The sequence below is a fragment of the Microvirga sp. TS319 genome (genome assembly GCF_041276405.1).
Lineage (GTDB): Bacteria > Pseudomonadota > Alphaproteobacteria > Rhizobiales > Beijerinckiaceae > Microvirga.
In genome coordinates this window covers 1,617,145-1,643,172 of record NZ_JBGGGT010000001.1, presented here as the reverse complement: position 1 = coordinate 1,643,172, position 26,028 = coordinate 1,617,145, and the positions used below count along the sequence as shown (strand labels likewise).

Sequence of the window (26,028 nt, the reverse complement as noted above, 5' to 3'; positions counted from 1 at the left end):
TGGCAATCGTGAGTGCGGGACTTTGTCCTGCCGCGTGGGCACAGTCTCCTTCGGATTCCGCGTGGCCTTGTGTCCAGCAGAAGGTGCCGGTGGTGGCGGCCAGCACGGTGTGGTCGGGGCCAGACCTTGAGGAGGCCGGATCCTGGCAGGGGGACCCGGAAGCGGCAGCGCTGGCCCAGCGTCTGGCTTCGCGCCGCACGCGGACGGACGAGATCGACGCCTTGGTCGAGGCATTCGCGGAGCAGACCGGCGAGCGGAAGGCGGAGCGCCTCACCCGTGTGTTCGCGGGCGCTCTCGAGATCGTCAACACGGAACGGTCTCGCGTCATCGCCGGTATCGAGCGCTATGCCCGCGGTCAGGAGCAGCTTGCCGAGAGAATTCGCGCGGAGGCCGACGAGATCACCGCCGCAAAGGACGAGCCCGGCGCCGAACCCGTGAAGGAGATTCAGGACATCGAAATCCGCTTCCAATGGGACAAGCGGATTTTCGAGGAGAGATCTCAGGCGCTCAGCTCCGTCTGTGAAACGCCGGTTCTCCTGGAGCAGCGGCTCCTTGAGATCGCACGGAGCATCCAGGCCCATCTTTAGCCGGACCTGCCAAGGAGGAGCAACTTCGGACTCGGCCGATTATTCTCGAAGGTCCGACGGCCTCACGGGAGCGCTGCGGGCAGAACCAAGGGAGGAATGCAATGGACATGCGAGCTGCAGTGGCGTGGGAGGCTGGCAAGCCTCTGACGATTGAGACGATCCGGCTGGAGGGGCCGAAAGCCGGCGAGGTGCTGGTCGAGGTGATGGCCACGGGCGTGTGCCACACCGACGCCTACACCCTCTCGGGCCTCGATTCCGAGGGCAAGTTCCCGGCCATCCTCGGCCATGAGGGCGCCGGCATCGTGCGCGAGGTCGGCCCCGGCGTGACCACGCTCAAGCCCGGCGACCATGTCATCCCGCTCTACACGCCCGAATGCCGCAACTGCAAATCCTGCCTGTCGCGCCGCACCAACCTGTGCACCGCGATCCGGGCCACGCAGGGCCAGGGCGTCATGCCCGACGGCACGAGCCGCTTCCGCTGCGACGGCGAGACCGTGTTCCACTACATGGGCTGCTCGACCTTTGCCAACTTCACCGTGCTGCCCGAGATCGCGCTCGCCAAGGTGCGCGAGGACGCGCCCTTCGACAAGATCTGCTATATCGGCTGCGGGGTGACCACCGGGATCGGGGCGGTGCTCTACACCGCCAAGGTGTGGCCGGGCGCCAACGTGGTGGTGTTCGGCCTGGGCGGCATCGGCCTCAACGTGATCCAGGGCGCGCGCATGGTCGGGGCCGACAAGATCATCGGGGTCGACCTCAACCCGGGCAAGCGCGCGATGGCGGAAAAGTTCGGCATGACCGACTTCGTCAACCCGCAGGAGATCGGCCCCGACAAGGTGGTGCAGGCGATCGTCGACCTGACCGGCGGCGGCGCCGACTTCTCGTTCGACGCCACCGGCAACACCGACGTGATGCGCCAGGCGCTCGAATGCTGCCATCGCGGCTGGGGCGAGAGCATCATCATCGGCGTGGCGGAGGCCGGCAAGGAGATCGCCACGCGGCCGTTCCAGCTGGTGACCGGGCGGGTCTGGAAGGGCACCGCGTTTGGCGGCGCGCGCGGGCGCACGGACGTGCCCAAGATCGTCGACTGGTACATGGAGGGCAAGATCAACATCGACGACCTGATCACCCATCAGATGCCGCTCGAGGAGATCAACACCGCCTTCGACCTCATGCACGAGGGCAAGTCGATCCGCTCCGTGATCGTGTATTGATCAAGGAGGCGATGAGGTGAGCTTCGAGACCGTCTCGCAATCGCGCTCCTTCGGGGGCACGCAGTTCGTCTACCGGCACGTCTCGCAGGCGACCGGCACGCCGATGCGGCTTGCCGCCTTCGTGCCGCCGCAGGCCGAAACGGGCCAGGTGCCGGTGGTGTGGTTCCTGTCGGGCCTGACCTGCACGGAAGAGAATTTCACCGTCAAGGCGGGCGCGCAGCGCATGGCCTCGGAGCTCGGCCTCCTGCTCGTCGCGCCGGACACCAGCCCGCGCGGCGAAGGTGTGCCGGACGACCCCGAGGGCGCCTACGATTTCGGCCTCGGCGCCGGCTTTTACGTCGACGCCGTGCAGGAGCCCTGGGCGCAGAACTACCGCATGCGCTCCTATCTCGAACGCGAGCTGCCGTCCCTGGTGGCGGACAGCCTGCCCGCCGACATGAACCGCCAGGGCATCATGGGGCATTCCATGGGCGGCCACGGGGCGCTCACCATCGCCCTGCGCAATCCCGGGCGCTTCCAGGCGGTCTCGGCCTTCGCGCCGATCGCCGCGCCGATGAACTGCCCGTGGGGCGAGAAGGCCCTGTCGCACTATCTCGGCTCCGACCGCGCCGCCTGGCGCGACTATGATGCCTGCGCGCTGATCGAGCGCGGTGCCCGCGTGCCCGATCTCCTGGTCGATCAGGGGACGGCCGACAGCTTCCTCGAGAGCCAGCTGAAGCCGCAGCTTCTGGAGGCGGCCTGCGCCCGGGCGGGCCAGCCGCTCACCCTGCGCCGGCAGGAGGGGTACGACCATTCCTATTTCTTCATCGCGAGCTTCATCGAGGATCACCTGCGCTGGCACGCCGAGCGCCTCGGCTAAACCAGCCCGAAAGCGTGCGGGTGCCGCAAGTGCAGCGCCTGCGGCATTTGTCTTGATCTCTTTTTTCGTCTGCAGCGTGGACGCTCCCTGTGATAAGCTGTGCCGGTCTGTGGACCAGACTTCCGCTGCACGAAGGAGAGTTCAATGACAGTGTCTCTCTCGATTCATCCTGCCGTCGATAATGGCGTAACCCCCGGCGATCCCAGCTTTGCCGGCGGCACGCTTAAGTGCAAGTGCGCCGACGATCCAGTCGTCGTCGAGATCAAGGGCAACAGCGCTCACAACCACATGTGCGGCTGTACCAAGTGCTGGAAGCCGAATGGCGCGTTGTTCGCTATGGTTGCGGTCGTGCCGCGCGAAAACGTGACCGTTACGGCGAACGCGGACAAGCTTCAGGTCGTGGATCCGACTGCCACGATTCAGCGGCACGCATGCAAGGTTTGCGGCGTCCACATGTTCGGCCGGATCGAAAACCCCAACCATCCCTTCTACGGACTCGACTTCATCCACACGGAACTCTCGCCCGAAAAAGGGTGGGCAGCGCCGGGATTCGCGGCGTTCGTGTCATCGGTCATCGAGTCCGGCGCCGATCCGGCCCAGATGCCGCAAGTGCGGGCGCGCCTGAGAGAGCTCGGCCTCGAGCCCTACGATTGTCTTTCGCCGGAGCTGATGGATCTGATCGCATCCCATACGGCCAAATCCAAGCAGGCCGCTGCCGCATAGGCGCGCGCCTTCCGGGCGCTGCGACTCGGCCGATCCGCAGCGCCCGGAACATCGGGAATGGGCTTGCCGTCGGACGGAGCCTCAAGGGAGGCTGCCGCTGCGTTACGGAGCCTTGGCGCTCGGGCGAGGGGAGGGCTACAGCATCGGACGTGACGTCGAACCCACATCCGATGCTGTCAGTTGATGTTTTCGAGCATCTTTTCGCGCAAAACCGGTGCCCACTTTTGCGCTCGATGCTCCAGCGCATCGTGCTGACCCGGCGGGCCGCGCTCGCAAGGGCGATCTGCGGATCCCAGTCTCGTTCCTCATCGTCTCAGGAACTCAGCTTCGGTGCAGGCTTTGAGGCTCTGTGAATCGTGATGCATGGGTCAACAATCTCGATTGCATATCCCGCCCGAGGCGCGCACTCTGGCCAAAATATCAAGAACCCAGGTAGGTAAATGCCCAAGCTTGTCGAGAGCGATCTGACGCGGTTGAGCGAGATCATCAGGGCACAGGCTTCTCTGGACGGACCGACGCTGCCGATCCTTCGTGCCTTACAGGATGAGTTTGGCTATGTCCCGGAGGAGGCGGTGCCAATGATAGCTTCGGCCCTCAACCTGTCGCGCGCCGAGATCCATGGAACCGTCACCTTCTACCATGATTTCCGGGACGCGCCCGCCGGGAAGCATGTTCTCAAGCTCTGCCGGGCCGAGGCGTGTCAGTCGATGAATGGCGCCGTTGTCGCACAGGAATTCCTCGCGACGCTCGGCATCGGTTGGGGCGAGACGACGCCGGACGGCAGCCTGACGGTCGAGGGGGTCTATTGCCTGGGCCTGTGCGCCTGCGCCCCGTCCGCCCTTTACGACGGCGAGCCGATCGGGCGCCTCGACCCCGGGACGCTCGACGCGGTCGCCCGGGAGGCGAGGGGGCTATGACCAGGGTGTTCATTTCAGCCGATGCCGCATCCCTTGCCCTCGGTTCCCGCCGGATCGCCGCCCTCCTGGTGGAGGAGGCATCCCGTCGTGGAATAGCACTGGAAATCGTCTCGACCGGCTCGCGAGGATTGTTCTGGCTCGAGCCACTGGTGGAGGTCGAGACGGCCGAGGGCCGGATCGCCTACGGGCCGCTCAAGCCTGCCGATATCGTGGCGTTGTTCGAGGCCGGCTTCCTCGACGGAAAGGATCACCCGCTCCGCCTCGGCCTCCTGGAGGATCAGCCCTATCTGGCCCGTCAGACCCGCCTGACCTTCGCCCGCTGCGGCCTCGTCGATCCCTTGTCGCTCGAGGATTACCGGAGCCACGGCGGCTATGCCGGTCTCGAGCGCGCCCTCTCTCGGGAGGCGCAGGCCATCGTGGATGAGGTCCAGCTGTCCGGTCTGCGGGGACGCGGCGGCGCGGGGTTCCCGACCGGCATCAAGTGGGGCACGGTTCTCCACGCCGAAGCGGATCAGAAGTACATCGTCTGCAATGCCGACGAGGGCGACAGCGGCACCTTCGCCGACCGCATGCTGATGGAGGGCGATCCCTTCGCCCTGATCGAGGGCATGACGATCGCCGGGCTGGCGGTCGGAGCCACCAAGGGGTTCGTCTATATCCGCTCCGAATATCCGCATGCCTACCGGACCCTCTCGAAGGCGATCGAGGTTGCTGCGAAGGCCGGCTATCTGGGGGCATCCGTGCTGGGATCGGGCCGCGCCTTCACAATCGAGACGCGGCTGGGAGCAGGGGCCTATATCTGCGGCGAGGAGACATCCTTGCTCGAAAGCCTGGAAGGCAAGCGCGGCATGGTGCGGGCCAAGCCGCCGCTGCCGGCCCTGCACGGGCTGTTCGGCAAGCCGACCGTCGTCAACAACGTCTTATCCTTGGGCACGGTGCCGTGGATCCTGGCGCACGGGGCGCAGGCCTATGCCGATTGCGGCATGGGCCGCTCGCGGGGCACGCTGCCGGTTCAGCTGGCCGGCAACGTCAAGCGTGGCGGCCTGATCGAGCTCGCCTTCGGAGCGACCCTGCGGGAGATCATCGAGGATTTCGGCGGCGGAACGGCGTCTGGGCGGCCCGTGAAGGCGGTCCAGATCGGTGGGCCCCTTGGAGCCTATTTCCCGGCCGCGATGCTGGATCTTCCCCTGGATTACGAGGCGCTCGCGTCCGAGAAGGGGATGCTCGGTCACGGCGGCATCGTGGTGTTCGACGACAGCGTGGACCTCGCCCGGCAGGCGCGCTTCGCCTTCGCGTTCTGCGCGGCCGAGAGCTGCGGCAAGTGCACGCCCTGCCGTATCGGTGCCGTGCGGGGCGTCGAGGTGATGGACCGGATCATCGCCGGGAGCGAGCTGGAGAAGAATTTCCAAGTGCTCGAGGACCTCTGCACTCTCATGACCGATGCCTCGCTCTGTGCGATGGGTGGGCTCACCCCGTTGCCGGTGATGAGCGCGCTGAGGCATTTTCCCGAGGATTTCGACAAAGCGCCGCGGGTTCCCGCGGCGGCAGAGTAAGGGAGTTCTCCCATGCCCCTGATCCAGGACGTCGATTACGGCACGCCGGTTCCCGTCGCCGGCGAGACGGTGTCGCTGACCATCGACGGCATGCCTGTTGCCGTGCCGGCCGGAACCTCCGTCATGGCCGCCGCCATGACGCTGGGGACCGCGATCCCGAAGCTCTGCGCCACCGATGCCCTTGAAGCCTTCGGCTCCTGCCGCCTCTGCCTCGTCGAGATCGAAGGACGGCGTGGAACGCCCGCCTCCTGCACGACGCCGGTCGAGGAGGGCATGGTGGTGCACACGCAGACGCCGCGCCTCGCCGATCTGCGGCGCGGCGTGATGGAGCTCTACATCTCCGATCATCCGCTCGATTGCCTGACCTGTTCCGCCAACGGCGACTGCGAGTTGCAGGACATGGCGGGCGCCGTGGGCTTGCGCGAGGTGCGTTATGGCTATGCCGGCGAGAACCATCTCGACGCGCCGACGGACACCTCGAACCCGTATTTTACTTTCGAGGATTCCAAGTGCATCGTGTGCTCGCGCTGCGTGCGGGCCTGCGAAGAGGTGCAGGGCACCTTCGCCCTGACCATCCAGGGCCGCGGTTTCGAATCCCGGGTCTCGCCCGGCGGCCTGGACTTCTTCGGATCCGAATGTGTCTCCTGCGGCGCCTGCGTGCAGGCCTGCCCGACCGCGACGCTGAACGAGAACAGCATCATCGCCCTGGGCCAGCCGGAGCATTCGGTGGTGACGACCTGCGCCTATTGCGGCGTCGGCTGTTCCTTCAAGGCTGAGATGCAGGGCAGCACCGTCGTGCGCATGGTGCCCTACAAGCACGGCCAGGCCAACGAGGGCCACTCCTGCGTCAAGGGCCGGTTTGCCTGGGGTTATGCCACGCACAAGGACCGCATCACCAAGCCGATGATCCGACAGGCGATCACGGATCCGTGGCGCGAGGTGTCGTGGAACGAGGCGCTGGACTACGCCGCAAGCGAGTTCAAGCGCATCCAGGCGCAATATGGCCGCGGATCCGTCGGCGGCATCACGTCCTCGCGCTGCACCAACGAGGAGACCTTCCTGGTTCAGAAGCTCGTCCGCGCGGGCTTCGGCAACAATAACGTCGATACCTGCGCCCGGGTCTGCCATTCGCCGACCGGCTACGGCCTCAAGACCACGCTCGGTACGTCCGCGGGCACCCAGGACTTTGCCTCCGTGGCGGCGGCGGATGTCATCGTCGTCATCGGCGCGAACCCCACGGACGGCCATCCGGTCTTCGCATCGCGCATGAAGAAGCGGCTGCGCGCGGGAGCCCGCCTCATCGTGATCGACCCGCGCCGGATCGATCTTGTGCGAACCCCGCATGTCGAAGCGGATTATTTCCTGCCCCTGCAGCCCGGCACCAACGTCGCCATGATCAACGCCATCGCGCATGTGATCGTGACGGAGGGATTGGTCGACGAGGCTTACGTGCGCGAGCGCTGCGATCTCGACGACTTCGAGAGCTGGGCGCGCTTCATCGCCGAGGAGCGCCATTCGCCCGAGGCCGTGGAGCCCCTGACCGGGGTTCCGGCCGCCGACGTGCGGGCGGCCGCGCGCCTCTACGCGACGGGTGGCCGTGCCGCCATCTATTACGGGCTCGGCGTCACCGAGCACAGCCAGGGCTCGACCATGGTGATGGGCATGGCCAATCTCGCCATGGCGACCGGCAACATCGGCAAGCCGGGCACCGGCGTCAATCCGTTGCGCGGCCAGAACAACGTCCAGGGCTCCTGCGACATGGGCTCGTTCCCGCATGAATTCTCCGGCTACCGGCACGTCTCCGACGACGCCACGCGGCAGATGTTCGAAGCCTTCTGGGGCGTGGAACTCGACGGCGATCCCGGTCTTCGCATTCCCAACATGCTCGACGAGGCCGTGGCCGGCTCCTTCAAGGGGCTCTACATCCAGGGTGAGGACATCGCCCAGTCCGATCCGGACACGCAGCATGTCACCGCGGGCCTGCAGGCGATGGACTGCATCGTCATTCAGGACATCTTCCTGAACGAAACCGCCAAATACGCCCATGTCTTCCTGCCGGGCTCCTCGTTCCTGGAAAAGGACGGCACGTTCACCAATGCCGAGCGGCGCATCAACCGGGTGCGCAAGGTCATGCCGCCCCTGAGCGGCCTGGCCGATTGGGAAGTCACCATCGCGCTTTCGAACGCTCTCGGCTTTCCGATGCGCTACACGCATCCCGGCGAGGTCATGGATGAGATTGCTTGCCTCACGCCGAGCTTCGCGGGCGTTTCCTATGACAAGCTGGAACGGCTGGGGTCGATCCAGTGGCCATGCAACGAGGCCGCTCCCCTCGGCACGCCGATGATGCATGTGGACCGGTTCGTGCGCGGCAAAGGCAAGTTCATGATCACCGAGTTCGTGGCCACCGAGGAGCGGACCGGGCCGCGCTTCCCGCTGATTCTCACGACAGGGCGCATCCTGTCGCAGTACAATGTTGGCGCGCAGACGCGGCGTACGGAGAATAGTCGTTGGCATGAAGAGGACGTGCTGGAGATCCATCCCTTCGATGCGGAGAGCCGCGGCATTCTCGACGGCGACCTCGTTTCGGTCGAGAGCCGCTCTGGCGATATCGCCCTGCGGGCCCGGATCAGCGAGCGGATGCAGCCGGGGGTAGTCTACACGACGTTCCATCATGCCAAGACCGGTGCCAACGTGATCACCACCGACTATTCCGATTGGGCCACCAACTGCCCGGAATACAAGGTGACGGCGGTGCAGGTGCGCCGGACAAACCGCCCGTCGGACTGGCAGGCCCGGTTCTTCGAAGAGGACGAAGCTCTCAAGCGTATCGAAGCCCATGTCAGCGCCGCCGAATAGACAAAGCCCGCCAATTCCCGAGGTGGAGGAGACGCCCTCCACGGTTCTGATCTTTGCCGGAGGCGAGCCTGTTTCGGCGGTCCGGGCGGTTCCAGTCGAGGTGCCGGTCAATCTGATCTATGGCGGCATCCCGTTCGCCGTCATGATGACGACGCCATCCGACCTCGAAGATTTCGCCGTCGGCTTCAGCATCACCGAAGGCGTGGTTCAGCGATCCGAGGACATCCGCGGCGTGCGCGTCGAAACGGATGCCGGAGGATTGCGGCTCGTCATTGACCTGATGCCTGAGCGGCTTCACGAGCACTTGGCCCGCAAGCGGGCCTTGTCCGGCCGAACCGGTTGCGGAGTATGCGGCATCGACGATTTGAAAGCTCTGCCGCAGGCTTTGCGCTCACGCGGGACCGCGCCGGATATCGCACTTGACGCATTGCGCCGCGCGCTGACCCGGCTTGAAAGCATGCAGCACCTGAACGGGATCACGCATGCGGTTCATGCGGCGGCCTGGGCCGCTCTCGACGGAACGATCGTCGAAGTGCGAGAGGATGTCGGCCGCCACAATGCGCTCGACAAGCTCATCGGAGCCCTGTGCCGGTCCGGCGCGAGTCCGGACAAGGGCTTCGTCGTCGTCACGAGCCGCTGCTCGTTCGAGCTGGTCGAAAAGGTGGCGATCTTCGGAGCGAGAACATTGGTGGCCATTTCGGCGCCGACGTCGCTGGCGCTCGAGCGCGCGCGCCATCTCGATATCACGCTCATCGGAATTGCACGCAGAGACAGCATCACAGTGTTCCACGGCTTGGAACGGATTCGCGAGCGGGATGTACTGGTATGAGCACAGAAAAGCTGGTCCGCATGGCCAACCAGATCGCATCCTTCTTCCGGTCCTATCCCGAGGATCAGGCCGCCCGTGGCATCCACGACCATCTGGTTGCGTTCTGGACGCCTGCCATGAGGGCCACGCTTCTCGAGCACGTCCGCACCGACCTCCGGAGCGTCGATCCGCTCGTGGCGAAGGCGGTGTCGACGTTTCCGGAAGCCAAGAGTCCGATAGCCAAGGAGGTTGCCGGTCCGGAGCAGGTCGGAGAGCTTGGAAGCGATGCGGGCTAGAGCATCGGACGTGAAAAGTGGACCCACTTCTGGGATCCAATCCGATGCTCCATTCCTTAGATGAGCGCATTGTGCGGACCCGGCGGGCCGCGTCAGCGAAAACCGGGGCCGCACGATGCGCTAGAGCCATTCTCGACGACGTGGATCCGGTTCGCCGGCAAAGGTGCGACTGACGATGGCGATAGGCTTCTTGGCCATGAAGGCCTGACCTCGTTGGGGCCACGAGACGCTCAGGCCATGCGCCAGTGCGCTCCGGCCGTTAACCTAAGAGCGGCGATGGCGGACTGAACAGGGCTGGCGTACCGCCCGTATGGACGATGCAGGCCGCCTCATGAGCGGGAATATCTCCTCTGGCAACGCAGCTGAGCAGCCCGGCGAACGCTTTTGCCACATAGGTCTGCTCGAGAAGGAGAGCCTCAAGGCGCGCGAAGAGATGACCGGCTTCGATGGACGCAGCGGTCGGCTTGCCGTATCCCGCGCCCAACTGATCCATATGAATGCGCACGCGATCCAGCATGTCGTGCGTGGGCTCGAACTCGGGCGACCGGCACAGATCGGCAAGGATACCCCTGATCCGTGCTTCGAGATCGTGCGCTTCGTATTCGACGCTGACGAGGTGAAAGGTCCATGGCAGGCCGAGCATGGCCGCGCCCAGGATCATCCCGGCCTCCGTGACGCCCATGGAGCCCGGGAGCACGACGTGGCGCAGGTCGAGCCCTGCCGCGACGGCCTGCTCGTGAAGTTCCCGAGCGGCGCGCACATAGCCGAGCGCGCCGATGATCGGATCTCCTACCAGGTAGGGGCGACGCCCAGCAGCGGCGAGATCCGCGACGGCCTGGCTTGCCAGCCTCGCGCGCATCCCTTCATCGACCTCGCCGAGGCAACGGATCTGAGCTCCCATCATTCCCGTCAGCAGGTGGTTGCTGTGCGGAGGCGAGACGTCCGGGCCCGCGTAGAGCACCAGGCATTCCAGTCCCATCCTGGCCGCAGCCGCAGCCGTCAGCCGGATCTGGTTGGATGGAGAAGCGCCCGCGATGACCAGAATGTCGCTGTTTTGCTCCAAGGCTTGGCCGAGCCAGAACTCGAGATTGCGCAGCTTGTTGCCGCCGAAGGCGAGGGACATGCAGTCGTCCCGCTTGACCCAGAGCTGCGGATGCCCGGTGTGGCTGCCGGCTCGCGCCATGCGCTCCAGAGGCGTCGGACCGGAAAGGAGTGGCACGCGTGGGAAGGAACTCAGCATCCGGTCAATCCAGATCGATCGTTCGGGCCGCACCCACCCGGCGCTCGGCCCAGCGGGCGAACCGCAGAACGGGATAGCAGTACAGGAAGTAGATGAACGCGATGAGGCCATAGATGAACAGAACGTCCCGCGGGAAACGCAGGATCGACACCTCCCCCTGGCGGGTCAGTTCCGAGATTCCCACCACCGACAGGATGGCCGTGCTCTTGATGATCATCACGTAGACGCCGCTCATCGGCGGCACAGTCAGTTTCAGCGCCTGCGGGATGACGACGTACCAGAGGCGCTGAAGGCGGGTCATGCCGAGCGCGGTTGCCGCCTCCGACTGGCCGCGCGGCACGGCCTCGACGGCACCCTTCACAATCTCGGCCACATAGCTCGAGGTATAGACCGAGAGCGACACGAAGGCTGCAGTGCGCGAGTCCCAGCTGAGCCAGGAAAGCCCGGTGTTCGGCAGCACGAAGTAGAAGACATAGAGCTGAACGAGGAATGGGGTTCCGCGCAGGATGTGGATGTAGAGGCCGAAAAGTCCGGTGAGGACGGGCACGCGCTGGCTGCGCACGAGGCCGATCAGAGCCCCGATCAGCGAGCCGGCCACAATGGCCACGAGAGAGACGGAGAGCGTCTCCAGAAACCCTTTCCAGAGGAAGGGCAGCAGGGACAAGGTGATGGACCAGTAGCGTTCGAACATCGGATCAGCCCTGCGCGTTCCAGGCGGGGCCGGCCAGCCATTGCTTCACACCGCGGGACAGGAGGAGGATCAGGAGATAGATCAGCAGGTAACCCATCGCGATGGTGAGGAAGCTTTCGTTGGGCCGCACCCGCTCGCTGTTCAGGAGAATGCCGGCGCTCGTGAACTCGAAAACCGTGATGATGGACAGCAGCGATGTGTCCTTGATGAGAACCGCCGTCTGGCCGATCAGCGGGGGAAGCGTGTTGGCGAAGCCTTGCGGAAGAACCACGTAGCGCATCCGCTGAGCGTAATTCATCCCGACTGCCTTGGCGCCCTCGATCTGGCCGCGAGGGACGGATTCGATCCCCGCGCGGATGATCTCGCCCATATAGGGAGCGCTGTTCAGGGTCAGGGCGGCGATCCCGAAATACATGTCGTTCCAGCTCTTCGCGACGGGCAGAAGGGCAGGAAGGCCGTAATAGACGAGATAGATCTGGACCAGGAGGGGTGTCGCCCGGATGAAGGCCACATAGCCCTCGACGGGCTTGCGAAGACCCGTGCGGCTCGACAGGAGAGTGAGGGCGACGAGGGTTCCGAGCACAAGCGACAGGATGAGACTCACGCCCGCAGCCGTCAGCGTGTTGCCCAGCCCCTCTGCGAAGCGGCCGAGATACTGCGCCACGATGCGATAATTGTAGTAGTCGAGGAGCCAGGTCATCACTGTCCTGAGTTGTTTCCGCGCGGGGAAACATCTCTCTTCTTTGCTGGGTCGCTTGCTTCGACGAGCCGGTCCGCTTCGCCGAAACACGCTCTAGGGAATTGGTGCGCGGGAGGGCAGCCGGCCCAAAGGCCGGCTGCCCGCAGATGAGCCGCTTACTTGTGGTCTTTTTCCCAGTCGGTGGAGTTCCACCAGTAGTTCACCATGTTCTCGAGGCGGCGGTCGGCCGTGATCAGCTCCACATAGTTGTCGAGCCAGAGCTTCAGGTGGAAGGCATTGGGCTGAGTGGCGAAAGCGAGGGGCTCACGGGTGATGACACCGTCGAGAATCTTCAGGTTGCCGAACTCGCGCACGAAGTTGGTGACGTTACCGAGGTCCGACACCGCACCATCGAGACGGCCGCTCGAGAGAGCCTGGGCCACGGCCGCCGTGCCGCCGGCGAATTCCTTGAGGTTCGCCTTGGGCATGAACTTCTTCACCGCATCGCCGTAGGAGCTGGCCTGGGTGGCGCCGATGTTGAGGCCGTCCTTGTTGAGGTCCTGCCAGGACTTGTACGACGCGTCCTTGGGGGCGACCGCGACGGTTTCCTGGTAGAACATCGGGCGGGAGAACAGAAGCTGCGCGGCGCGCTGGGGCGTCGGGGTCATGTCGGCGGCGATCATATCGACCTTGCCGGACAGAAGCGCCGGAATCAGGCCCTTCCAGTCGTAGTCCTGGAACGTGACCTTCACGCCCAGGTCTGCCCCCATCATCTTGGCGAGCTCGACCGCGAGACCGGTGCGCTCTCCGTTCTTGTCGACGAAGCTGACCGGAGCGCCCTGCGTCTGAACGGCGACGCGCAGCTCACCGCGCTTCAAGATTTCGTCCATCTCGTCCGCATGCGCGGCGCTTGCGAAGCCCAGGCAAGCCGTTACGGCAGCCATGATCATATTGCGTAGTTTCGTCATGTGGTCTCCCTCCTGTTAGTCGTTCGGCGTATTCCTCCGTAGCCTTCGGCTCAGAGGATTTGGTCCAGAAACGCCCGGGTTCTCTCGTGGGACGGCGAGGCGAAGAAGGGGCCGGGCTCTCCTTCTTCAACAATCCGTCCCTCATCCATGAAGACGATACGGTCCGCGACCTCGCGGGCAAAGCCCATCTCGTGGGTGACAACCGCCATCGTCATGCCGTCATCCGCGAGCTTGCGCATAAGGTCCAGAATGCCGCCGACCATTTCCGGGTCGAGGGCGGAGGTCGCCTCGTCGAACAGCATGATCTTCGGATCCATGGCGAGCGCACGCGCAATCGCGACGCGCTGCTGCTGGCCGCCCGACAGCTGGCTCGGGTAGTGGCTGGCACGATCCGCGATGCCGACCTTCGCCAGCAGGTCGCGGGCGCGCGCGACCGCCTCCTCGCGGGAGCGCTTGCGGACGACCACCTGGGGCAGCACGACGTTGTCCAAAGCCGTCTTGTGCTGGAACAGGTTGAAGTGCTGGAACACCATGCCGATCTCGGCCCGCAGACGGTTGAGGTCCGTCTTCTTGTCGCTCAGCGAAACACCGTCGATGACGATGCGGCCGCTGTCGAAGCTCTCCAGGGCGTTCAGGGTGCGCAGCAGCGTGCTCTTGCCGGAACCCGACGGGCCGATGATGACGAGCACCTGCCCCGGTTCGATGGACAGGGACACCTTGTCGAGGGCGCGATGTTCGCCGCGCCCATGGGCCGAGCGAAAGGTCTTGGAAACCTGATCAACGACGACAATCGGGTGGGCGGACATCATGCTACCTTTAAATCGATCGGAAGCCGGCCGGCGAAGGCGACGGCCGCCGGTCCGGTGAGGGTCACGCTTTCATCGTCGTGGATGTCGATGCGCAATCGCCCTCCCGGCATATCGACCGTGACCCGGTTCTCGCGGGTGAGTCCGCGGCGCCGCGCCGCGAGCACGGCCGCACAGGCGCCGCTGCCGCAGGCGCGGGTCAGGATGCCCGGCCGCTCCCACACCACCAGCCGGATCAAGTCCGGGGCGGCCATTTCCGCCACGCCCACATTGGCTCCTTCCGGAAGCATCGGGTCGTTCTGGATCGCGGGAGCCCAGCGCGGCACGTCGATCGCATCGCGGCTTTCGACGAAGCAGACGAGGTGCGGGTTGCCGACATTCACCGCCGTGGGATGCGCAAGAGGGCCCGAGACGAGATCGAGCGCGCGGGTGTCGGCCGCGGAGGCGAGGGGAATGCTGGGCCAGTCCCATCGGGGAGCGGACAGCCGCAGGGAGACCTCGCTCTCGCCTGCGCGCGCGGCCTCGATCAAGCCCCCTAGGGTGTCCAGCGCAAGGCCGTCGCTGCCGGTTTCGCGCAGCAGCAGCCATGCGACGCAGCGGGTCGCGTTCAGGCATGTCTGAGCTTCGGCACCATCGACGTTGTAGATCCGCATGCGAGCCGTGGCGTGGACTATCCCGGCCGGCTCGATCACCAGCAACTGGTCTCCGCCGACACCGACATGGCGATCGCAGATCCAGCGGATCTCCTCGGGCGAGGGCCGGAACGGCTCGCTGCGACCATCGACGACGACGAAATCGTTGCCAAGACCGTGCATTTTCAAGAACGGGCGTCCACTGGGGAGGAAAGCGGTCAAGGCAATATACTACATACAAGGAGCGGCGATAGCCGGCCCGTCTCCGACGGAACGCCGAACACTGGTTTCTGTCCCCGGGCAAGTCAAGATAGGGCTTCCCCTTGCAGCTTAGACTATAGTCGGCTTCACGATTCCGGCTGCCCCACCCGGGTCAGGCCGAGGATCCCGGCCGCATCTCGTCCCCTCTCGTAGGGTCGTGCCGGGTCAGCTCGGCCCGGCGCGAGGCAGCACATAGGCGGTGGTGGATTTCACCCGCTGCATGGCAAAGCGCGACGTAACTTTCTTGAGTGGGATCGCCTCGATCAGCCTGTTGTAGAAGCCGTCATAGGCCGCCATGTCCGGCACCACGACGCGCAGCATGTAATCCACGTCTCCGGCCATGCGGTAGAGCTCCATGACTTCGGGCATGGCGGAGACGAAACCCGCGAAACGCTCCAGCCATTCCCCCGAATGATCCGAGATCTCGACCGAGGCGAAAACCGTCAGTCCAAGTCCGACCTTTTCGGGATCGACGAGCGCGACGCGCTTTTTGATGACGCCGGTCGCCTCCAGTCGCTGCACGCGCTTCCAGCATGGGGTCTGGGAGAGGTTCACCCGCTGGGCGAGCTCCGCGATCGAAATGCTGACATCCTCCTGCAGCAGCATGAGGATCTTGGTGTCCGTTGCGTCCATGGCTCGGTTCCGACAATGCAAGGCGGAATGTCCCTGGAGGCTCGCTTTTCGAGCCTCCGCTCTCGGTGCTAATGTTCTTTATAACGAACATTCGAGTGCAATCAAGCCCGGCCATGTCCGATCCGTGACGGCTGAGTCCTCTCGCTTTACGGGGGAAAGAAACATTTCGTCTCCTGGCGACCGCCGGGATAGAAGAAAATGCTCGTTCGGCTTGTTCTAAAAAAAGAACGTTCCCGTTGCTTTTCCTGGCTTCCCGGCTCGATAATTCGGTTGTTCATCGCGCCATATTCCATCGTGCAGGGGAAACACCGTGTCGCTCACATCTCGCTTCAGGAATCAACTCGGCCTTGCCGTGATCGGATCCACGCTGCTGACCGGTGCCGCCGGGTGGGGAGCCTCCGCAAGAGCAGCCGACACCGAAGGCACGCCGGTCAAGGGTGGAACGCTCATCTATCTGGAGCAGCAGCCTCATACGAACCTCTACCCGCCCGCAGGCGGCTTCTATCCCAATGGCGGCATTCTCAATCAAATCACCGACAAACTGACCTATCAGAATCCCAAGACCCTCGAGATCGAGCCCTGGATCGCAGAATCCTGGACGGTCAATGCCGATGCGACCGAATACACCTTCAAGATCCGCACGGGCGTCACGTTCTCGGACGGAACCCCGCTCGACGCCGCCGCTGTCGCGAAGAATTACGACACCTTCGGACGGGGCAACAAGGACCTGAAGCTTCCGGTCTCGGAGGTGATCAACAACTACGACCGCAGTGAGGTCATCGACCCGCAGACGGTGAAGTTTTCCTTCAAGAAGTCGTCGCCCGGCTTCCTGCAGGGCACGTCCGTCATCGGCTCGGGGCTTGTCTCACCCGCAACCCTCGCGCTGCCCTACGAGGCTCTGGGCGATGCGACGAAGATCATCGGCTCCGGTCCCTTCGTGGTGGCCAGCGAAACGCTGGGCCGCGAACTCACGCTCAAGGCGCGTCCCGACTACAACTGGGGACCCGCCAAGCTCGAGCACCAGGGCCGCGCCTATCTGGACGCGATCAAGTACATCATCACGTCCGAGGACAGCGTGCGGATCGGCGCTCTTCTCGCAGAGCAGGCCGACATCATTCGCCAGATCCAGGCCTATGACGAAAAGCAGGTCGAGGACGAGGGGTACCTGATCCATGCGCCGTCCACGCGCGGCGTGAACAACAGCGTGGTGTTCCGGCCCGACAATCCGCTCGTGGCGGATCTGCGCGTTCGCCGCGCCTTGTTGCATGCCACCGATACGGACGAGATCGTTTCGACCCTCTTCTCCGCCCATTACCCGAAGGCCACGTCGATCATCGCCAGGACGGCACTCGGCTATGTCGATCTGTCGCCGAAACTGTCCTACGACCTCGAAAAGGCGAAGGCCCTGCTTGACGAGGCAGGCTGGAAGGCGGGCCAGAACGGCCTGCGCCAGAAGGATGGCCAGCCTCTCGAACTGACGGCCTATGAATCCCTCCCGCAGCCTCAGAACAAGGAAACCCTGCAGCTCGTCGCGCAGCAATGGGGAAAGGTCGGGGTGAAGCTCAACGTGCTGACGGCGGATTCGGGCAGCACGACGCTTAACAACCTCGACCCCGCCAAAGCGCCGGTCTCTCCCGCGATGGTCGGCCGCGCCGATCCCGACGTGATCAAGAGCCAGTACTACCCGACGAACCGCAACGTGCTGCTGCAGAAGGGCGGTACCAGCGACAAGGTCCAATCCTTCGTCGACGAAAAGCTGAACACGCTTCTGGAGCAGCTCGCCTCCGAGCCCGATCGTGAGAAGCGCCTCGCCATCGCGGGCGACGTACAGAATTACGTGGTCGACCAGGCCTACGCCATTCCGATCTTCGAAGAGCCGCAGGCCTTCGCCGCCGCACCTTACGTGAAGGGTGTCTCCTTCGAAGCGGTCGGGCGTCCCAGCTTCTACGACACCTGGCTTGCGCGCCGGCGCTGAGCGCATCGTGCGAGAAAGTGGCCCCGGTTTTTCGCAAGAACGATGCGCTCGCCTAGGAAGGGAGCATCGTGCGAAAAAGTGGCCCCGGGTTTTCGCGAGAACGATGCGCTCTTTCCAAGAAGGGAGCATCGGATTGAGCCCAAAAGTGGATTCCACTTCCCGCGTCCGATGATCGAGCATTCCCGGACCGCCGGATGCTGCGTCGGCATCCGGCAGATCCACGGCACATCTCCTCGAGTCCCAGACAGGATTTCTCATGCCGCAATACGTGATCGGAAGGGTCGGACAGGCAGCCCTCGTTCTCTGGTCAGCCTTCACCGTGTCGTTCGTTCTTCTGCAGGCGCTGCCCGGCGACGCCATTCTCATCAAGTTCCTCAATCCTGAGCTGGGTCTCGGGCCGGACCAGATCGCGGAGATCCGCGCCTCCTATGCGGCCGACGCTCCTTTCTGGGCACAGTATCTTCATACGGCCGCGAATTTTCTGACCGGCCATTTCGGCTATTCCATTCAGGCCGGCGTTCCCGTCAGCGATCTGCTGCTGGCCAACCTGCCTCCGACCCTGTGGCTGGCAACGCTCGGTTTCCTCCTCGCGGTCGTGCTGGCGGTCTCGATCTCGGTCGCCTCGGCGCTGCTTCCCGTCTCGTGGCTGCGGTCCCTCATCCAGTCCGTTCCGTCGCTCTTCGTCGCCACGCCGGTGTTCTGGCTGGGAATTCTGCTGATCCAGGTCTTCTCGTTCCAGTTCAAGCTCATTCCCGTAATCGACCCCGGTCCTTGGGAAGCGCTCCTTCTTCCCGTGCTGACCCTCGCCATTCCGATCTCGGCGCCCCTGGCCCAGATCCTGATGCGCAACATCGACGACGTGATGACCGAACCGTTCGCGGCGGTCGCTCGCGCCAAGGGGGCCTCGCATCACTGGGTGCTGTGGCGGCATGTGGCGAAGAACGCTCTTCTGCCGACGCTGACCATTGGCGGCATCCTCTTCGGCGAGCTTCTGGCCGGCGCAGTCGTGACGGAGGCAGTCTTCGGCCTCAACGGGATCGGTGGGCTCACCCAGCGCGCCGTCGGCAGCCAGGACATTGCAGTTCTTCAGGCGCTCGTCGTGTTTTCCGCTCTCGCCTTCGTTTTCATCAACCTCACGGTAGACCTGCTCTACCCCGTCTTCGATCCGCGCCTCAGAACAACTCAAGGAGCTGTCGCATGACCGGCATGAACACGACCGGGCGAAGCCTGCCGCGCGCCGATGCGGGCGTCCTGCAGGACAGATCCGCACTCTTCGCCGGACGCTGGTTCGCTAGAGCATCGGATCCAAAAGTGGATTCCACTCTTGGGATTGAATCCGATGCTCCCGTCTTGGATGAGCGCATCGTTCCTGCGGGAAACCGGGGCCACTTTTCGCTAGCGCGGCCCGCCGGGGCCGCACGATTCGCTAGTCTCAGGACGATTCAGCCTGGACTCGTGCTGTCCTGGTTCGTCATCGCCCTCGTCGTCCTGTGGGCGCTGGTCCCCCAATGGTTCACGAACCACAGCGGCACCGTCGGCGTGGCGCGCCGGCAGCTGCGCGCCCCCAGCGCCGAGCACTGGCTCGGCACCGATGCGATCGGTCGCGATCTCCTGGCGCGCATCATCTATGGCGCGGGCAACTCGCTCGCGGGCGCCATCGTGGCGGTCGGTGTAGGCCTCGTGGTGGGAACCGCGCTGGGCCTCGTTGCCGGTTCGGCGCGGGGCAGGGTGGAGACCATCATCATGCGCGGCGTCGATGTTCTTCTGTCGATCCCGCAGCTTCTTCTGTCCCTCAGCATCGTGATCCTGCTCGGGTTCGGCACCGTTCACGCGGCCATCGCCGTGGGGGTGACCTCCATCGCGAGCTTTGCCCGGCTTGCCCGCGCCGAAGTGGTGCGGGTGCGCGCCAGCGACTATGTCGAGGCCGCCTTCGGCAGCGGCGGAACCTTCGCCCGCGTGCTTCTGCGGCATATCTTGCCGAATTCCCTCACCTCCGTCGTGGCTCTCGCCGCGCTGCAGTTCGGCTCGGCGATCCTCGCCATCTCCACGCTCGGCTTTCTGGGCTACGGCGCGCCGCCTCCCACGCCCGAATGGGGCCTGCTGATCGCCGAGGGGCGCAACTATCTCGCGCGGGCCTGGTGGCTGACGGCCGCGCCGGGCGTCGTCGTGATCCTCGTGGTGCTGTCCGCAAACCGCATCAGCCAGTCCTTCGGAAAGGTCAGGACATGACCCGCGCGCTCGAACTCACCCCTTCGTCCAGCAATGCATCGGATATTCCCCTGCTGGAGATCAGCAACCTGTCCGTCGCCTATCGCGCCGGGGGCGAGTTCCACAGGGTCGTGCACAACGTCTCGCTTCGGGTGAGGCCAGGCGAGGTGGTGGCGCTCGTGGGCGAGTCGGGCTCCGGCAAGACGACGACGGCGCAGGCCGTGATCGGGCTCCTGGCCGAGAATGCCCGTCTGGAATCCGGCGCGATCCGCCTGAACGGCACGAATATTCTGGAATGGTCACAGAAGCGGCTCGCTACCATCCGAGGCAGAGGGATCAGCCTCGTCCCGCAGGATCCGACGAGCTCGCTCAACCCCGTCAGGACCATTGGGTCGCAGGTGGCGGAAGTGCTGCAGATCCACCGTCAGGGGAGCGCGAAGGAGATCGAGGCGCGGGTCATCGAGCTTCTCACCCGCGTCGGTCTCCCGCAGCCGGAACTGCGCGTCCGTCAGTATCCTCACGAATTGTCGGGCGGCATGCGTCAGCGTGTGCTGATCGCCATCGCGGTCGCCCTGCGGCCCGCGCTGATCGTCGCGGACGAGCCGACCAGTGCCCTCGACGTGACGGTGCAGAAGCGCATTCTCGATCTCATCGACGGATTGCGGGCGGAATACGGAACGGCGGTCCTTCTGGTGACGCACGACCTGGGAGTGGCCGCCGACCGTGCCGACCATCTCGTCGTTTTGAAGAACGGGCGCGTCCAGGAGCAGGGGCCGACCGCCGAGGTTCTGGCCAACCCGCGCAGCGACTATACGCGCAAGCTGCTCGCCGATGCGCCCTCGCTCGGCAAGGTTCGGCCGACCTCCCGGACGCGGCGCGCGAGCGCGAGCGAGAACGCCATCGTGGTCGAGAACCTCGTGCAGGAGTTTTCCGCCGCCGGGGGGCAAGACACGTTCAGGGCAGTGGACCGGATATCCTTCGCGGTCCAAAGGGGCACGACCCATGCCATCGTGGGCGAATCCGGATCGGGCAAGACGACGACCGCGCGCACCATCGCCGGCTTCCAGAAGCCCAGCTCGGGGCGCATCCTCGTCAACGGAATCGACGTCACCACCTTGCGGGGTGAGGAGCTCCGGCGGTTCCGCAAGACGATCCAGCTCGTCTATCAGAATCCCTTCGCATCGCTCGATCCCCTGCAGACGGTCTTCCAGATCGTCGAGGAGCCTCTTCTCAACTTCAGCCCTCTGCCGAGGGAGGATCGTGCCCGGAAGGTCCATGACTTTCTCGAAAGGGTCGGGCTTCCCCAGGCGGTCCTGAGCCGCAGGCCCCGCGCCCTGTCGGGCGGGCAGAGGCAGCGTGTCGCCATTGCCCGCGCGCTCGTGCTCGATCCGCAGATCCTGGTCATGGACGAGGCCGTGTCCGCTCTCGACGTCACGGTGCAGGCCCAGATCCTTGGACTTCTCGACGAGCTCCAGAAGGATCTAGGACTCACCTATCTCTTCATCTCCCACGATCTCGCGGTGGTCCACCAGATCTCCGACACGGTGTCCGTCCTTCACAACGGGCGGCAGGTCGACAGCGGCAGCGTCGAGGACGTGTTCCTGCGGCCCCGCAGCACCTACACGCGCGAGCTCATCGCTGCGATCCCCGGGCAGGGACGAACGGTCCGGGACGGTCACTCTCACCTTACCTGCGGAGCAACCCCATGACGATGTCCTTGCAGCCGAAGCGTCTCGGCTTTTTCACCCGTCTTCTCGATCAGGCCGGCGCGGGAGAGCGCTATCGCGTCGCAACGGAGCAGATCGTCCATGCGGAGCGTCACGGCTTCGACTCGGCCTGGGTCGCGCAGCATCATTTCCACGCAGCGGAAGGCGGCCTTCCGTCGCCACTTGTGTTCCTGGCGCATGCGGCGGCGCGCACCTCCCGCATCCGTCTCGGCACGGGCATCATAACGCTGCCGCTCGAAAATCCGATCCGCGTTGCGGAGGACGCGGTGGTTCTCGATCTTTTGTCGCAGGGGCGTCTGGAGGTCGGGGTCGGGACGGGCGGGACGCCCTCGTCCTTCACGGCGTTCGGGCTGGACAGCGCGCATCGCTCGGAGATATACGAGCGCTCGCTGGCCACCCTGCGCGACGCCTGGAACGGCAGACCTCTCGTGGGCGGCGATATGCTTTATCCGGATGCGCCTCACCTGAACGAGCGCGTCTGGCAGGCGACCTTCTCGACTTGGGGCGGAACGCGCGCCGGCAAGGCGGGTGACGGGCTCATGCTCTCGCGCACCCAGCCGCGGCCGAAGGAAACGCCGCAGGCCACCCTCGCGGAGATCCAGCATCCCATCATCGACGCCTACCTGGAAGCGCTGCCCGAGGGCAGGGCGCCGCGCATCGTCGCCTCGCGCTCCCTCTTCGTCGCGGACAAGCCGGAGGACGCGCTGCGCCTTGCCGAAGTGGGACTTCGGCGCGTCGCCCGGGACTTCGCCGCCAAGGGGCATGTCATTCCCGGCGACACGCTGACCGATCTCATCGCGGCCCTCGACACCCATGTGGGCGCGCCGGAGGACGTGATCGAGAGCCTGAGCCGCGACACGACGCTGCCGCGCGTGACGGATCTCGTCTTCCAGGTGCATTCGGTCGACCCGCCGCACGAATACATCCTGCGCTCCATCGAGCTGATCGCCGCCGAAGTGGCGCCCGCCCTCGGCTGGCGAAAGCCTGTCGAGACGCCCGAAAAGCGCATCGCCCTCGTTCGCTGAACGCAACGCCGCACTCTCAACAACCGGAAAGTGGAGATCATGAGCACAGTCACATCGGACGTCATCGACCGTCTTGCCGGCATCGCGCCCGGCTCGCGCTTCGATGAGCTTCGCGCCCACCGGCCCCAGGCACGGGAGAATGCGCAGAAAAGCTACCTCGCGCTTTTCGAGCCCGACGTGCCGGGCAACGTCACTCGCCTGGAGCGCCGTGTGATCGCGGCCTTCGTGGCGGGTTTTCATGGGCAGCCTGCGGTCGCCGATTTCTATGCGGCGGAACTGCGGGCGCTCGGCCGTCCCGACATTGCCGACGTGGTCGACGTTGAGGTCGCACGGGGCGCGGCGGAGGGCCCCTATGGTCGGTATCCGCAGGGGCCGCTTTCCGTTGAGGATCGGAAGGGACCGGACTATCGCGTGGCGTCCGATCGCGAGGCGATCCTCGGATCCCGACTGGTCGCGGCCCTGGCGCATGCGCACCTGCTCGTCTTCCATCCGCGTGACGCGAGCGCCGCGGCGCTGCAGGCGCTGCTCGATGCCGACTGGTCGACGACCGACATCGTGACCCTGTCGCAGCTCGTGGCGTTCCTGTCGTTTCAGATCCGCGTGGTCGTGGGCTTGCGCGCCCTCGCCGCATCGGAGGCCGACACCGATGCAACGGCCCAACCCGTCTTCACGGCTCTCCTGGCGTCCGGCGCCATCTGACAAAGGATCGACCCCATGACCGACAAGACCCTTTCGCATCCTGACAACCACGAGCCCCTGGCCTTCACCCAGGAGGAGCTGGGCTGGCTGCCATGGCTCGAGCCGTTTCCCGCCGACCAGATGACCGAGAGGCACTGGGCCGGGCTCGTCGAGCCTTCGCGCGTCAAATCGCCCTACTTCCTGCTGCTCGCGCGCGATCCGGACATTCTTCAGGCCAGAACCAGAACCGACAAGGACATCTTTTACAACACGCAGAACGGCCTTCCCCGGGCGGAGCGGGAACTCGCCGCCACCGCGACCTCACGCTTCAACGGCTGCATCTACTGCGCGTCCGTCCATTCGCGTTTCGCCACGCAATATTCCAAGCGCGGCGACGACGTCCAGCGCCTTCTGGAGGAGGGCGTCGATGCGGATCTCGATACCCGCTGGAACGCCATCGTGGCGGCGTCCGTAGCGCTCACCGCGACCCCCGTCTCGTTTGGCGAAACGCAGATCGAGGCGCTGCGCCGGGCCGGGCTCGACGATCTCGAGATCGTCGACGTCATCAACGGCGCCGCCTTCTTCAACTGGGCGAACCGGCTGATGCTCTCCCTCGGGGAGCCAGCGCTTCCAGCGAAAGCCGCAGCTTGAGCCTTTCAGCGTGGGGTCAGGAAGCCCATTCCTGGCCCCAGACCATCACGGCGTGCCCCGGAGAAACCTCGCGATACTGCCGGGCCGGAGGCACGTAATCGGCCGGCCGCACGGGACTGCGGATCTCGGAATTCGAAACCGCTCCCTTGGAGTGCCGCCGCGCGGGATCGGCGATGGGCACGGCCTCGAGCAGGCGCTTGGTGTAAGGATGCTGCGGATTGCCGAACATCGCCTCGCGCGGACCGATTTCCACGATCTCGCCAAGATACATCACCGCGACGCGGTGGCTCACGCGCTCGACCACCGCCATGTCGTGCGAAATGAAGAGATAGGCGAGTTTCATCCTGGCCTGCAGGTCCAGCATGAGGTTGACGACCTGAGCCTTGACGGAGACGTCGAGGGCCGACACCGACTCGTCGGCGACAATGACGCTGGGCTCAAGGGCAAGGGCGCGCGCGATGCAGACGCGCTGCCGCTGACCGCCTGAAAACTCATGCGGGAAACGGCTCGCCATGTCCGGCGACAATCCGACATGATGCAGAAGCTCCGCGACCTTGTCGCGAGCCTTGGAGCGACCGGCAAGGCCGTTGATGAGGAGCGGAGCCGCGATCGCATCGCCGACATTCATCCGGGGATTGAGGCTCGCGAACGGGTCCTGGAAGATCATCTGAATGCGCTTGCGGCGCTCCCGCAAGGCGCGCGCGTCCAACCGAAGCAGATCCTCGCCGTCGAGAAGCACCGAACCGCCCATGGGCTGCTGCAGGCGCATGACCGAGCGGCCCGTGGTCGATTTGCCGCAGCCGGATTCGCCAACGAGCGCGAGCGTCTCGCCGCGCTGCAGGCTGAAGGAGACGTTCTCGACCGCGTGGACCCTTCCCTTGACCCTGCCGAACAGGCCGGCGCGGATCTCGAAGCGGGTGGTGAGATTGGACACCTCCAGCACGGGCCGCTCGGCAGCCGCGACCGTATCGGGCGTTTCCGCCGGCACGTCCGACTCTCCGGTGAGTTTGTCCACGACCGGAAAGCGCATGGGACGCCGCTGACCTTCCATGGAGCCGAGCTTCGGCACGGCGGAGAGAAGCGAGCGCGTATAGGTGTGCTTCGCCCGCGTGAAGATATCGGCGGTGTTCCCGCTCTCGACGGATTCGCCGTTGTACATCACGACGGTCCGGTCCGCGATTTCCGCCACGACGCCCATGTCGTGCGTGATGAAGAGGACGGCCATGCCCTCTTCCTTCTGCAGATCCTTGATCAGCTCGAGGATCTGCGCCTGAATGGTCACATCCAGAGCGGTCGTCGGCTCGTCCGCGATCAGCAGCTTCGGCTTGCAGGCCAGCGCCAGCGCGATCATCACGCGCTGACGCATGCCGCCGGAGAAGCGGTGCGGATAGTCGTGGAAGCGGGATTTCGCCGCGGGAATGCGCACCTTCTCGAGCAGCCTGATGGTCTCGGCCTCGGCCTGCGACCGCGAGAGGCCGCGGTGCAGGATAAGCGCCTCGGCAATCTGGAAGCCGACGGTCAGCACCGGGTTCAGCGAAGTCATCGGCTCCTGGAAGATCATGGCGATCTCGTTGCCTCTGATCTCGCGCATATCCGCGTTCGTCAGGGCCAGGAGCTCCCGGCCCGCGAGCTTGATGCTGCCGTCGACCTTGCTGTTATTCGGTGGATTCAGCTGCATGATCGAGAGCGCGGTCACGCTCTTGCCCGAGCCCGATTCGCCCACCACGGCGAGAGTTTCCCTTTCCGCGACATCGAACGAGACGTTGCGGACGACAGGCTTCCAGACACCCTCGACACGGAAGGCCGTGGTCAGGTTGCTCACGGAAAGGATCGGTTGGCTCATCGTGTCCTCTCGGTCAATGTCATCGGCGCGGCAGGGCTGGCGGCAAGGCTGACTAGAGCCTTTTCCATGAACTTCGGTTCACGGAAAAGGCATTTGTTGTTTGAGAAAGACGCCTTTTCTTCGCAAAACCGGCATCCACTTTTGCGGAAAAGGCTCTAGCAAGGCTGGACGACGCGCTAGAGCATCGGACGTGAAAAG

24 protein-coding genes are annotated in these 26,028 nt (G+C 64.9%); 16 read left to right on the top strand and 8 right to left on the bottom strand.

The genetic code is table 11. The features are described 5' to 3' along the window. Window positions 1-92: 92 nt before the first annotated feature. From AB8841_RS07510 to AB8841_RS07470, 9 genes are all read left to right on the top strand, one after another. Entirely contained in the window at window positions 93-587 is a 495-nt protein-coding gene (locus AB8841_RS07510; protein ID WP_370435164.1) for a hypothetical protein, read from the top strand. A gap of 101 nt (window positions 588-688) precedes the next feature. Further along, window positions 689-1,801 (top strand): S-(hydroxymethyl)glutathione dehydrogenase/class III alcohol dehydrogenase, encoded by a 1,113-nt coding sequence (locus AB8841_RS07505; RefSeq protein ID WP_370435163.1) that lies wholly within the window; start codon window positions 689-691, stop codon window positions 1,799-1,801. Between the two features lie 16 nt (window positions 1,802-1,817). Beyond that, complete coding sequence (gene fghA / locus AB8841_RS07500) at window positions 1,818-2,660, top strand: S-formylglutathione hydrolase (RefSeq protein ID WP_370435162.1); 843 nt, start codon at window positions 1,818-1,820, stop codon at window positions 2,658-2,660. Window positions 2,661-2,810: 150 nt separating this feature from the next. Further along, window positions 2,811-3,383 (top strand): S-(hydroxymethyl)glutathione synthase, encoded by a 573-nt coding sequence (gene gfa / locus AB8841_RS07495; protein WP_370435568.1) that lies wholly within the window; start codon window positions 2,811-2,813, stop codon window positions 3,381-3,383. 440 nt (window positions 3,384-3,823) lie between these two features. Continuing rightward, window positions 3,824-4,300, top strand: coding sequence for a formate dehydrogenase subunit gamma (locus AB8841_RS07490; RefSeq protein WP_370435161.1), 477 nt, complete (start codon window positions 3,824-3,826; stop codon window positions 4,298-4,300). After that, window positions 4,297-5,853, top strand: coding sequence for a formate dehydrogenase beta subunit (locus AB8841_RS07485; RefSeq protein WP_370435160.1), 1,557 nt, complete (start codon window positions 4,297-4,299; stop codon window positions 5,851-5,853). The genes AB8841_RS07490 and AB8841_RS07485 overlap by 4 nt, the downstream gene beginning before the upstream one ends. A gap of 12 nt (window positions 5,854-5,865) precedes the next feature. Then, window positions 5,866-8,709, top strand: a complete 2,844-nt coding sequence (fdhF, locus tag AB8841_RS07480; RefSeq protein WP_370435159.1) for a formate dehydrogenase subunit alpha — start codon at window positions 5,866-5,868, stop codon at window positions 8,707-8,709. After that, complete coding sequence (gene fdhD, locus AB8841_RS07475; RefSeq protein ID WP_370435158.1) at window positions 8,690-9,538, top strand: formate dehydrogenase accessory sulfurtransferase FdhD; 849 nt, start codon at window positions 8,690-8,692, stop codon at window positions 9,536-9,538. Before fdhF ends, fdhD begins: the two co-directional genes overlap by 20 nt. Next, window positions 9,535-9,813, top strand: coding sequence for a formate dehydrogenase subunit delta (locus AB8841_RS07470; protein ID WP_370435157.1), 279 nt, complete (start codon window positions 9,535-9,537; stop codon window positions 9,811-9,813). The genes fdhD and AB8841_RS07470 overlap by 4 nt, the downstream gene beginning before the upstream one ends. A gap of 259 nt (window positions 9,814-10,072) precedes the next feature. Here the strand turns inward: AB8841_RS07470 and AB8841_RS07465 are convergent, their stop codons facing one another. The 7 genes from AB8841_RS07465 to AB8841_RS07435 all read right to left on the bottom strand — a co-directional run bounded on the left by AB8841_RS07465 (window position 10,073) and on the right by AB8841_RS07435 (window position 15,723). After that, complete coding sequence (locus AB8841_RS07465; protein WP_370435156.1) at window positions 10,073-11,053, bottom strand: 1-aminocyclopropane-1-carboxylate deaminase/D-cysteine desulfhydrase; 981 nt, start codon at window positions 11,051-11,053, stop codon at window positions 10,073-10,075. A gap of 4 nt (window positions 11,054-11,057) precedes the next feature. Continuing rightward, window positions 11,058-11,744 (bottom strand): amino acid ABC transporter permease, encoded by a 687-nt coding sequence (locus tag AB8841_RS07460; RefSeq protein ID WP_370435155.1) that lies wholly within the window; start codon window positions 11,742-11,744, stop codon window positions 11,058-11,060. Between the two features lie 4 nt (window positions 11,745-11,748). After that, the gene (locus tag AB8841_RS07455) at window positions 11,749-12,444 is read right to left on the bottom strand and encodes an amino acid ABC transporter permease (protein WP_370435154.1); all 696 of its coding nucleotides are present in this window, start codon (window positions 12,442-12,444) and stop codon (window positions 11,749-11,751) included. A gap of 155 nt (window positions 12,445-12,599) precedes the next feature. Further along, window positions 12,600-13,391: a substrate-binding periplasmic protein gene (locus AB8841_RS07450; RefSeq protein WP_370435153.1), complete on the bottom strand. Its 792-nt coding sequence runs from the start codon at window positions 13,389-13,391 to the stop codon at window positions 12,600-12,602. 50 nt (window positions 13,392-13,441) lie between these two features. Next, window positions 13,442-14,197 carry an amino acid ABC transporter ATP-binding protein gene (locus AB8841_RS07445; protein ID WP_370435567.1) on the bottom strand — a complete coding sequence of 252 codons (756 nt, stop codon included), beginning with the start codon at window positions 14,195-14,197 and terminating at the stop codon, window positions 13,442-13,444. Continuing rightward, complete coding sequence (gene dapF / locus AB8841_RS07440) at window positions 14,197-15,012, bottom strand: diaminopimelate epimerase (protein ID WP_370435566.1); 816 nt, start codon at window positions 15,010-15,012, stop codon at window positions 14,197-14,199. The genes AB8841_RS07445 and dapF overlap by 1 nt, the downstream gene beginning before the upstream one ends. A gap of 243 nt (window positions 15,013-15,255) precedes the next feature. Continuing rightward, on the bottom strand, window positions 15,256-15,723 hold the full coding sequence (locus AB8841_RS07435; protein WP_370435152.1) for an Lrp/AsnC family transcriptional regulator: 468 nt from the start codon (window positions 15,721-15,723) through the stop codon (window positions 15,256-15,258). A 367-nt stretch (window positions 15,724-16,090) separates the two neighbouring features. Between AB8841_RS07435 and AB8841_RS07430 the strand changes: the two genes are divergently transcribed. The 7 genes from AB8841_RS07430 (at window position 16,091) to AB8841_RS07400 (ending at window position 23,987) form a co-directional block, all read left to right on the top strand. Further along, the gene (locus tag AB8841_RS07430; RefSeq protein ID WP_370435565.1) at window positions 16,091-17,698 is read left to right on the top strand and encodes a TIGR04028 family ABC transporter substrate-binding protein; all 1,608 of its coding nucleotides are present in this window, start codon (window positions 16,091-16,093) and stop codon (window positions 17,696-17,698) included. A gap of 256 nt (window positions 17,699-17,954) precedes the next feature. Continuing rightward, a complete protein-coding gene (locus AB8841_RS07425; protein WP_370435151.1) occupies window positions 17,955-18,899 on the top strand; it encodes an ABC transporter permease in 945 nt (314 codons plus the stop codon). Next, window positions 18,896-19,927 (top strand): ABC transporter permease, encoded by a 1,032-nt coding sequence (locus AB8841_RS07420; protein ID WP_370435150.1) that lies wholly within the window; start codon window positions 18,896-18,898, stop codon window positions 19,925-19,927. The genes AB8841_RS07425 and AB8841_RS07420 overlap by 4 nt, the downstream gene beginning before the upstream one ends. Continuing rightward, entirely contained in the window at window positions 19,924-21,615 is a 1,692-nt protein-coding gene (locus tag AB8841_RS07415; protein ID WP_370435149.1) for a dipeptide ABC transporter ATP-binding protein, read from the top strand. The genes AB8841_RS07420 and AB8841_RS07415 overlap by 4 nt, the downstream gene beginning before the upstream one ends. Next, the gene (locus AB8841_RS07410) at window positions 21,612-22,658 is read left to right on the top strand and encodes a putative FMN-dependent luciferase-like monooxygenase (protein WP_370435148.1); all 1,047 of its coding nucleotides are present in this window, start codon (window positions 21,612-21,614) and stop codon (window positions 22,656-22,658) included. The genes AB8841_RS07415 and AB8841_RS07410 overlap by 4 nt, the downstream gene beginning before the upstream one ends. 39 nt (window positions 22,659-22,697) lie before the next feature. Further along, on the top strand, window positions 22,698-23,357 hold the full coding sequence (locus tag AB8841_RS07405; RefSeq protein WP_370435147.1) for a CMD domain protein: 660 nt from the start codon (window positions 22,698-22,700) through the stop codon (window positions 23,355-23,357). Between the two features lie 15 nt (window positions 23,358-23,372). Further along, window positions 23,373-23,987 carry an alkylhydroperoxidase domain protein gene (locus tag AB8841_RS07400; protein WP_370435146.1) on the top strand — a complete coding sequence of 205 codons (615 nt, stop codon included), beginning with the start codon at window positions 23,373-23,375 and terminating at the stop codon, window positions 23,985-23,987. A gap of 16 nt (window positions 23,988-24,003) precedes the next feature. Here the strand turns inward: AB8841_RS07400 and AB8841_RS07395 are convergent, their stop codons facing one another. Then, window positions 24,004-25,830, bottom strand: coding sequence for a dipeptide ABC transporter ATP-binding protein (locus AB8841_RS07395; RefSeq protein WP_370435145.1), 1,827 nt, complete (start codon window positions 25,828-25,830; stop codon window positions 24,004-24,006). Window positions 25,831-26,028: the final 198 nt, after the last annotated feature.

Excerpts from the sequence above, each read along its gene's own strand:
- AB8841_RS07505 (WP_370435163.1), top strand. The coding sequence starts at position 689 with ATGGACATGCGAGCTGCAGTGGCGTGGGAGGCTGGCAAGCCTCTGACG.
- AB8841_RS07490 (WP_370435161.1), top strand. The coding sequence starts at position 3,824 with ATGCCCAAGCTTGTCGAGAGCGATCTGACGCGGTTGAGCGAGATCATC.
- AB8841_RS07485 (WP_370435160.1), top strand. The coding sequence starts at position 4,297 with ATGACCAGGGTGTTCATTTCAGCCGATGCCGCATCCCTTGCCCTCGGT.
- fdhF (WP_370435159.1), top strand. The coding sequence starts at position 5,866 with ATGCCCCTGATCCAGGACGTCGATTACGGCACGCCGGTTCCCGTCGCC.
- fdhD (WP_370435158.1), top strand. The coding sequence starts at position 8,690 with ATGTCAGCGCCGCCGAATAGACAAAGCCCGCCAATTCCCGAGGTGGAG.
- AB8841_RS07470 (WP_370435157.1), top strand. The coding sequence starts at position 9,535 with ATGAGCACAGAAAAGCTGGTCCGCATGGCCAACCAGATCGCATCCTTC.
- AB8841_RS07465 (WP_370435156.1), bottom strand. The coding sequence starts at position 11,053 with ATGCTGAGTTCCTTCCCACGCGTGCCACTCCTTTCCGGTCCGACGCCT.
- AB8841_RS07460 (WP_370435155.1), bottom strand. The coding sequence starts at position 11,744 with ATGTTCGAACGCTACTGGTCCATCACCTTGTCCCTGCTGCCCTTCCTC.
- AB8841_RS07455 (WP_370435154.1), bottom strand. The coding sequence starts at position 12,444 with ATGACCTGGCTCCTCGACTACTACAATTATCGCATCGTGGCGCAGTAT.
- AB8841_RS07450 (WP_370435153.1), bottom strand. The coding sequence starts at position 13,391 with ATGACGAAACTACGCAATATGATCATGGCTGCCGTAACGGCTTGCCTG.
- AB8841_RS07445 (WP_370435567.1), bottom strand. The coding sequence starts at position 14,197 with ATGTCCGCCCACCCGATTGTCGTCGTTGATCAGGTTTCCAAGACCTTT.
- dapF (WP_370435566.1), bottom strand. The coding sequence starts at position 15,012 with ATGCACGGTCTTGGCAACGATTTCGTCGTCGTCGATGGTCGCAGCGAG.
- AB8841_RS07435 (WP_370435152.1), bottom strand. The coding sequence starts at position 15,723 with ATGGACGCAACGGACACCAAGATCCTCATGCTGCTGCAGGAGGATGTC.
- AB8841_RS07425 (WP_370435151.1), top strand. The coding sequence starts at position 17,955 with ATGCCGCAATACGTGATCGGAAGGGTCGGACAGGCAGCCCTCGTTCTC.
- AB8841_RS07420 (WP_370435150.1), top strand. The coding sequence starts at position 18,896 with ATGACCGGCATGAACACGACCGGGCGAAGCCTGCCGCGCGCCGATGCG.
- AB8841_RS07415 (WP_370435149.1), top strand. The coding sequence starts at position 19,924 with ATGACCCGCGCGCTCGAACTCACCCCTTCGTCCAGCAATGCATCGGAT.
- AB8841_RS07410 (WP_370435148.1), top strand. The coding sequence starts at position 21,612 with ATGACGATGTCCTTGCAGCCGAAGCGTCTCGGCTTTTTCACCCGTCTT.
- AB8841_RS07405 (WP_370435147.1), top strand. The coding sequence starts at position 22,698 with ATGAGCACAGTCACATCGGACGTCATCGACCGTCTTGCCGGCATCGCG.
- AB8841_RS07400 (WP_370435146.1), top strand. The coding sequence starts at position 23,373 with ATGACCGACAAGACCCTTTCGCATCCTGACAACCACGAGCCCCTGGCC.
- AB8841_RS07395 (WP_370435145.1), bottom strand. The coding sequence starts at position 25,830 with ATGAGCCAACCGATCCTTTCCGTGAGCAACCTGACCACGGCCTTCCGT.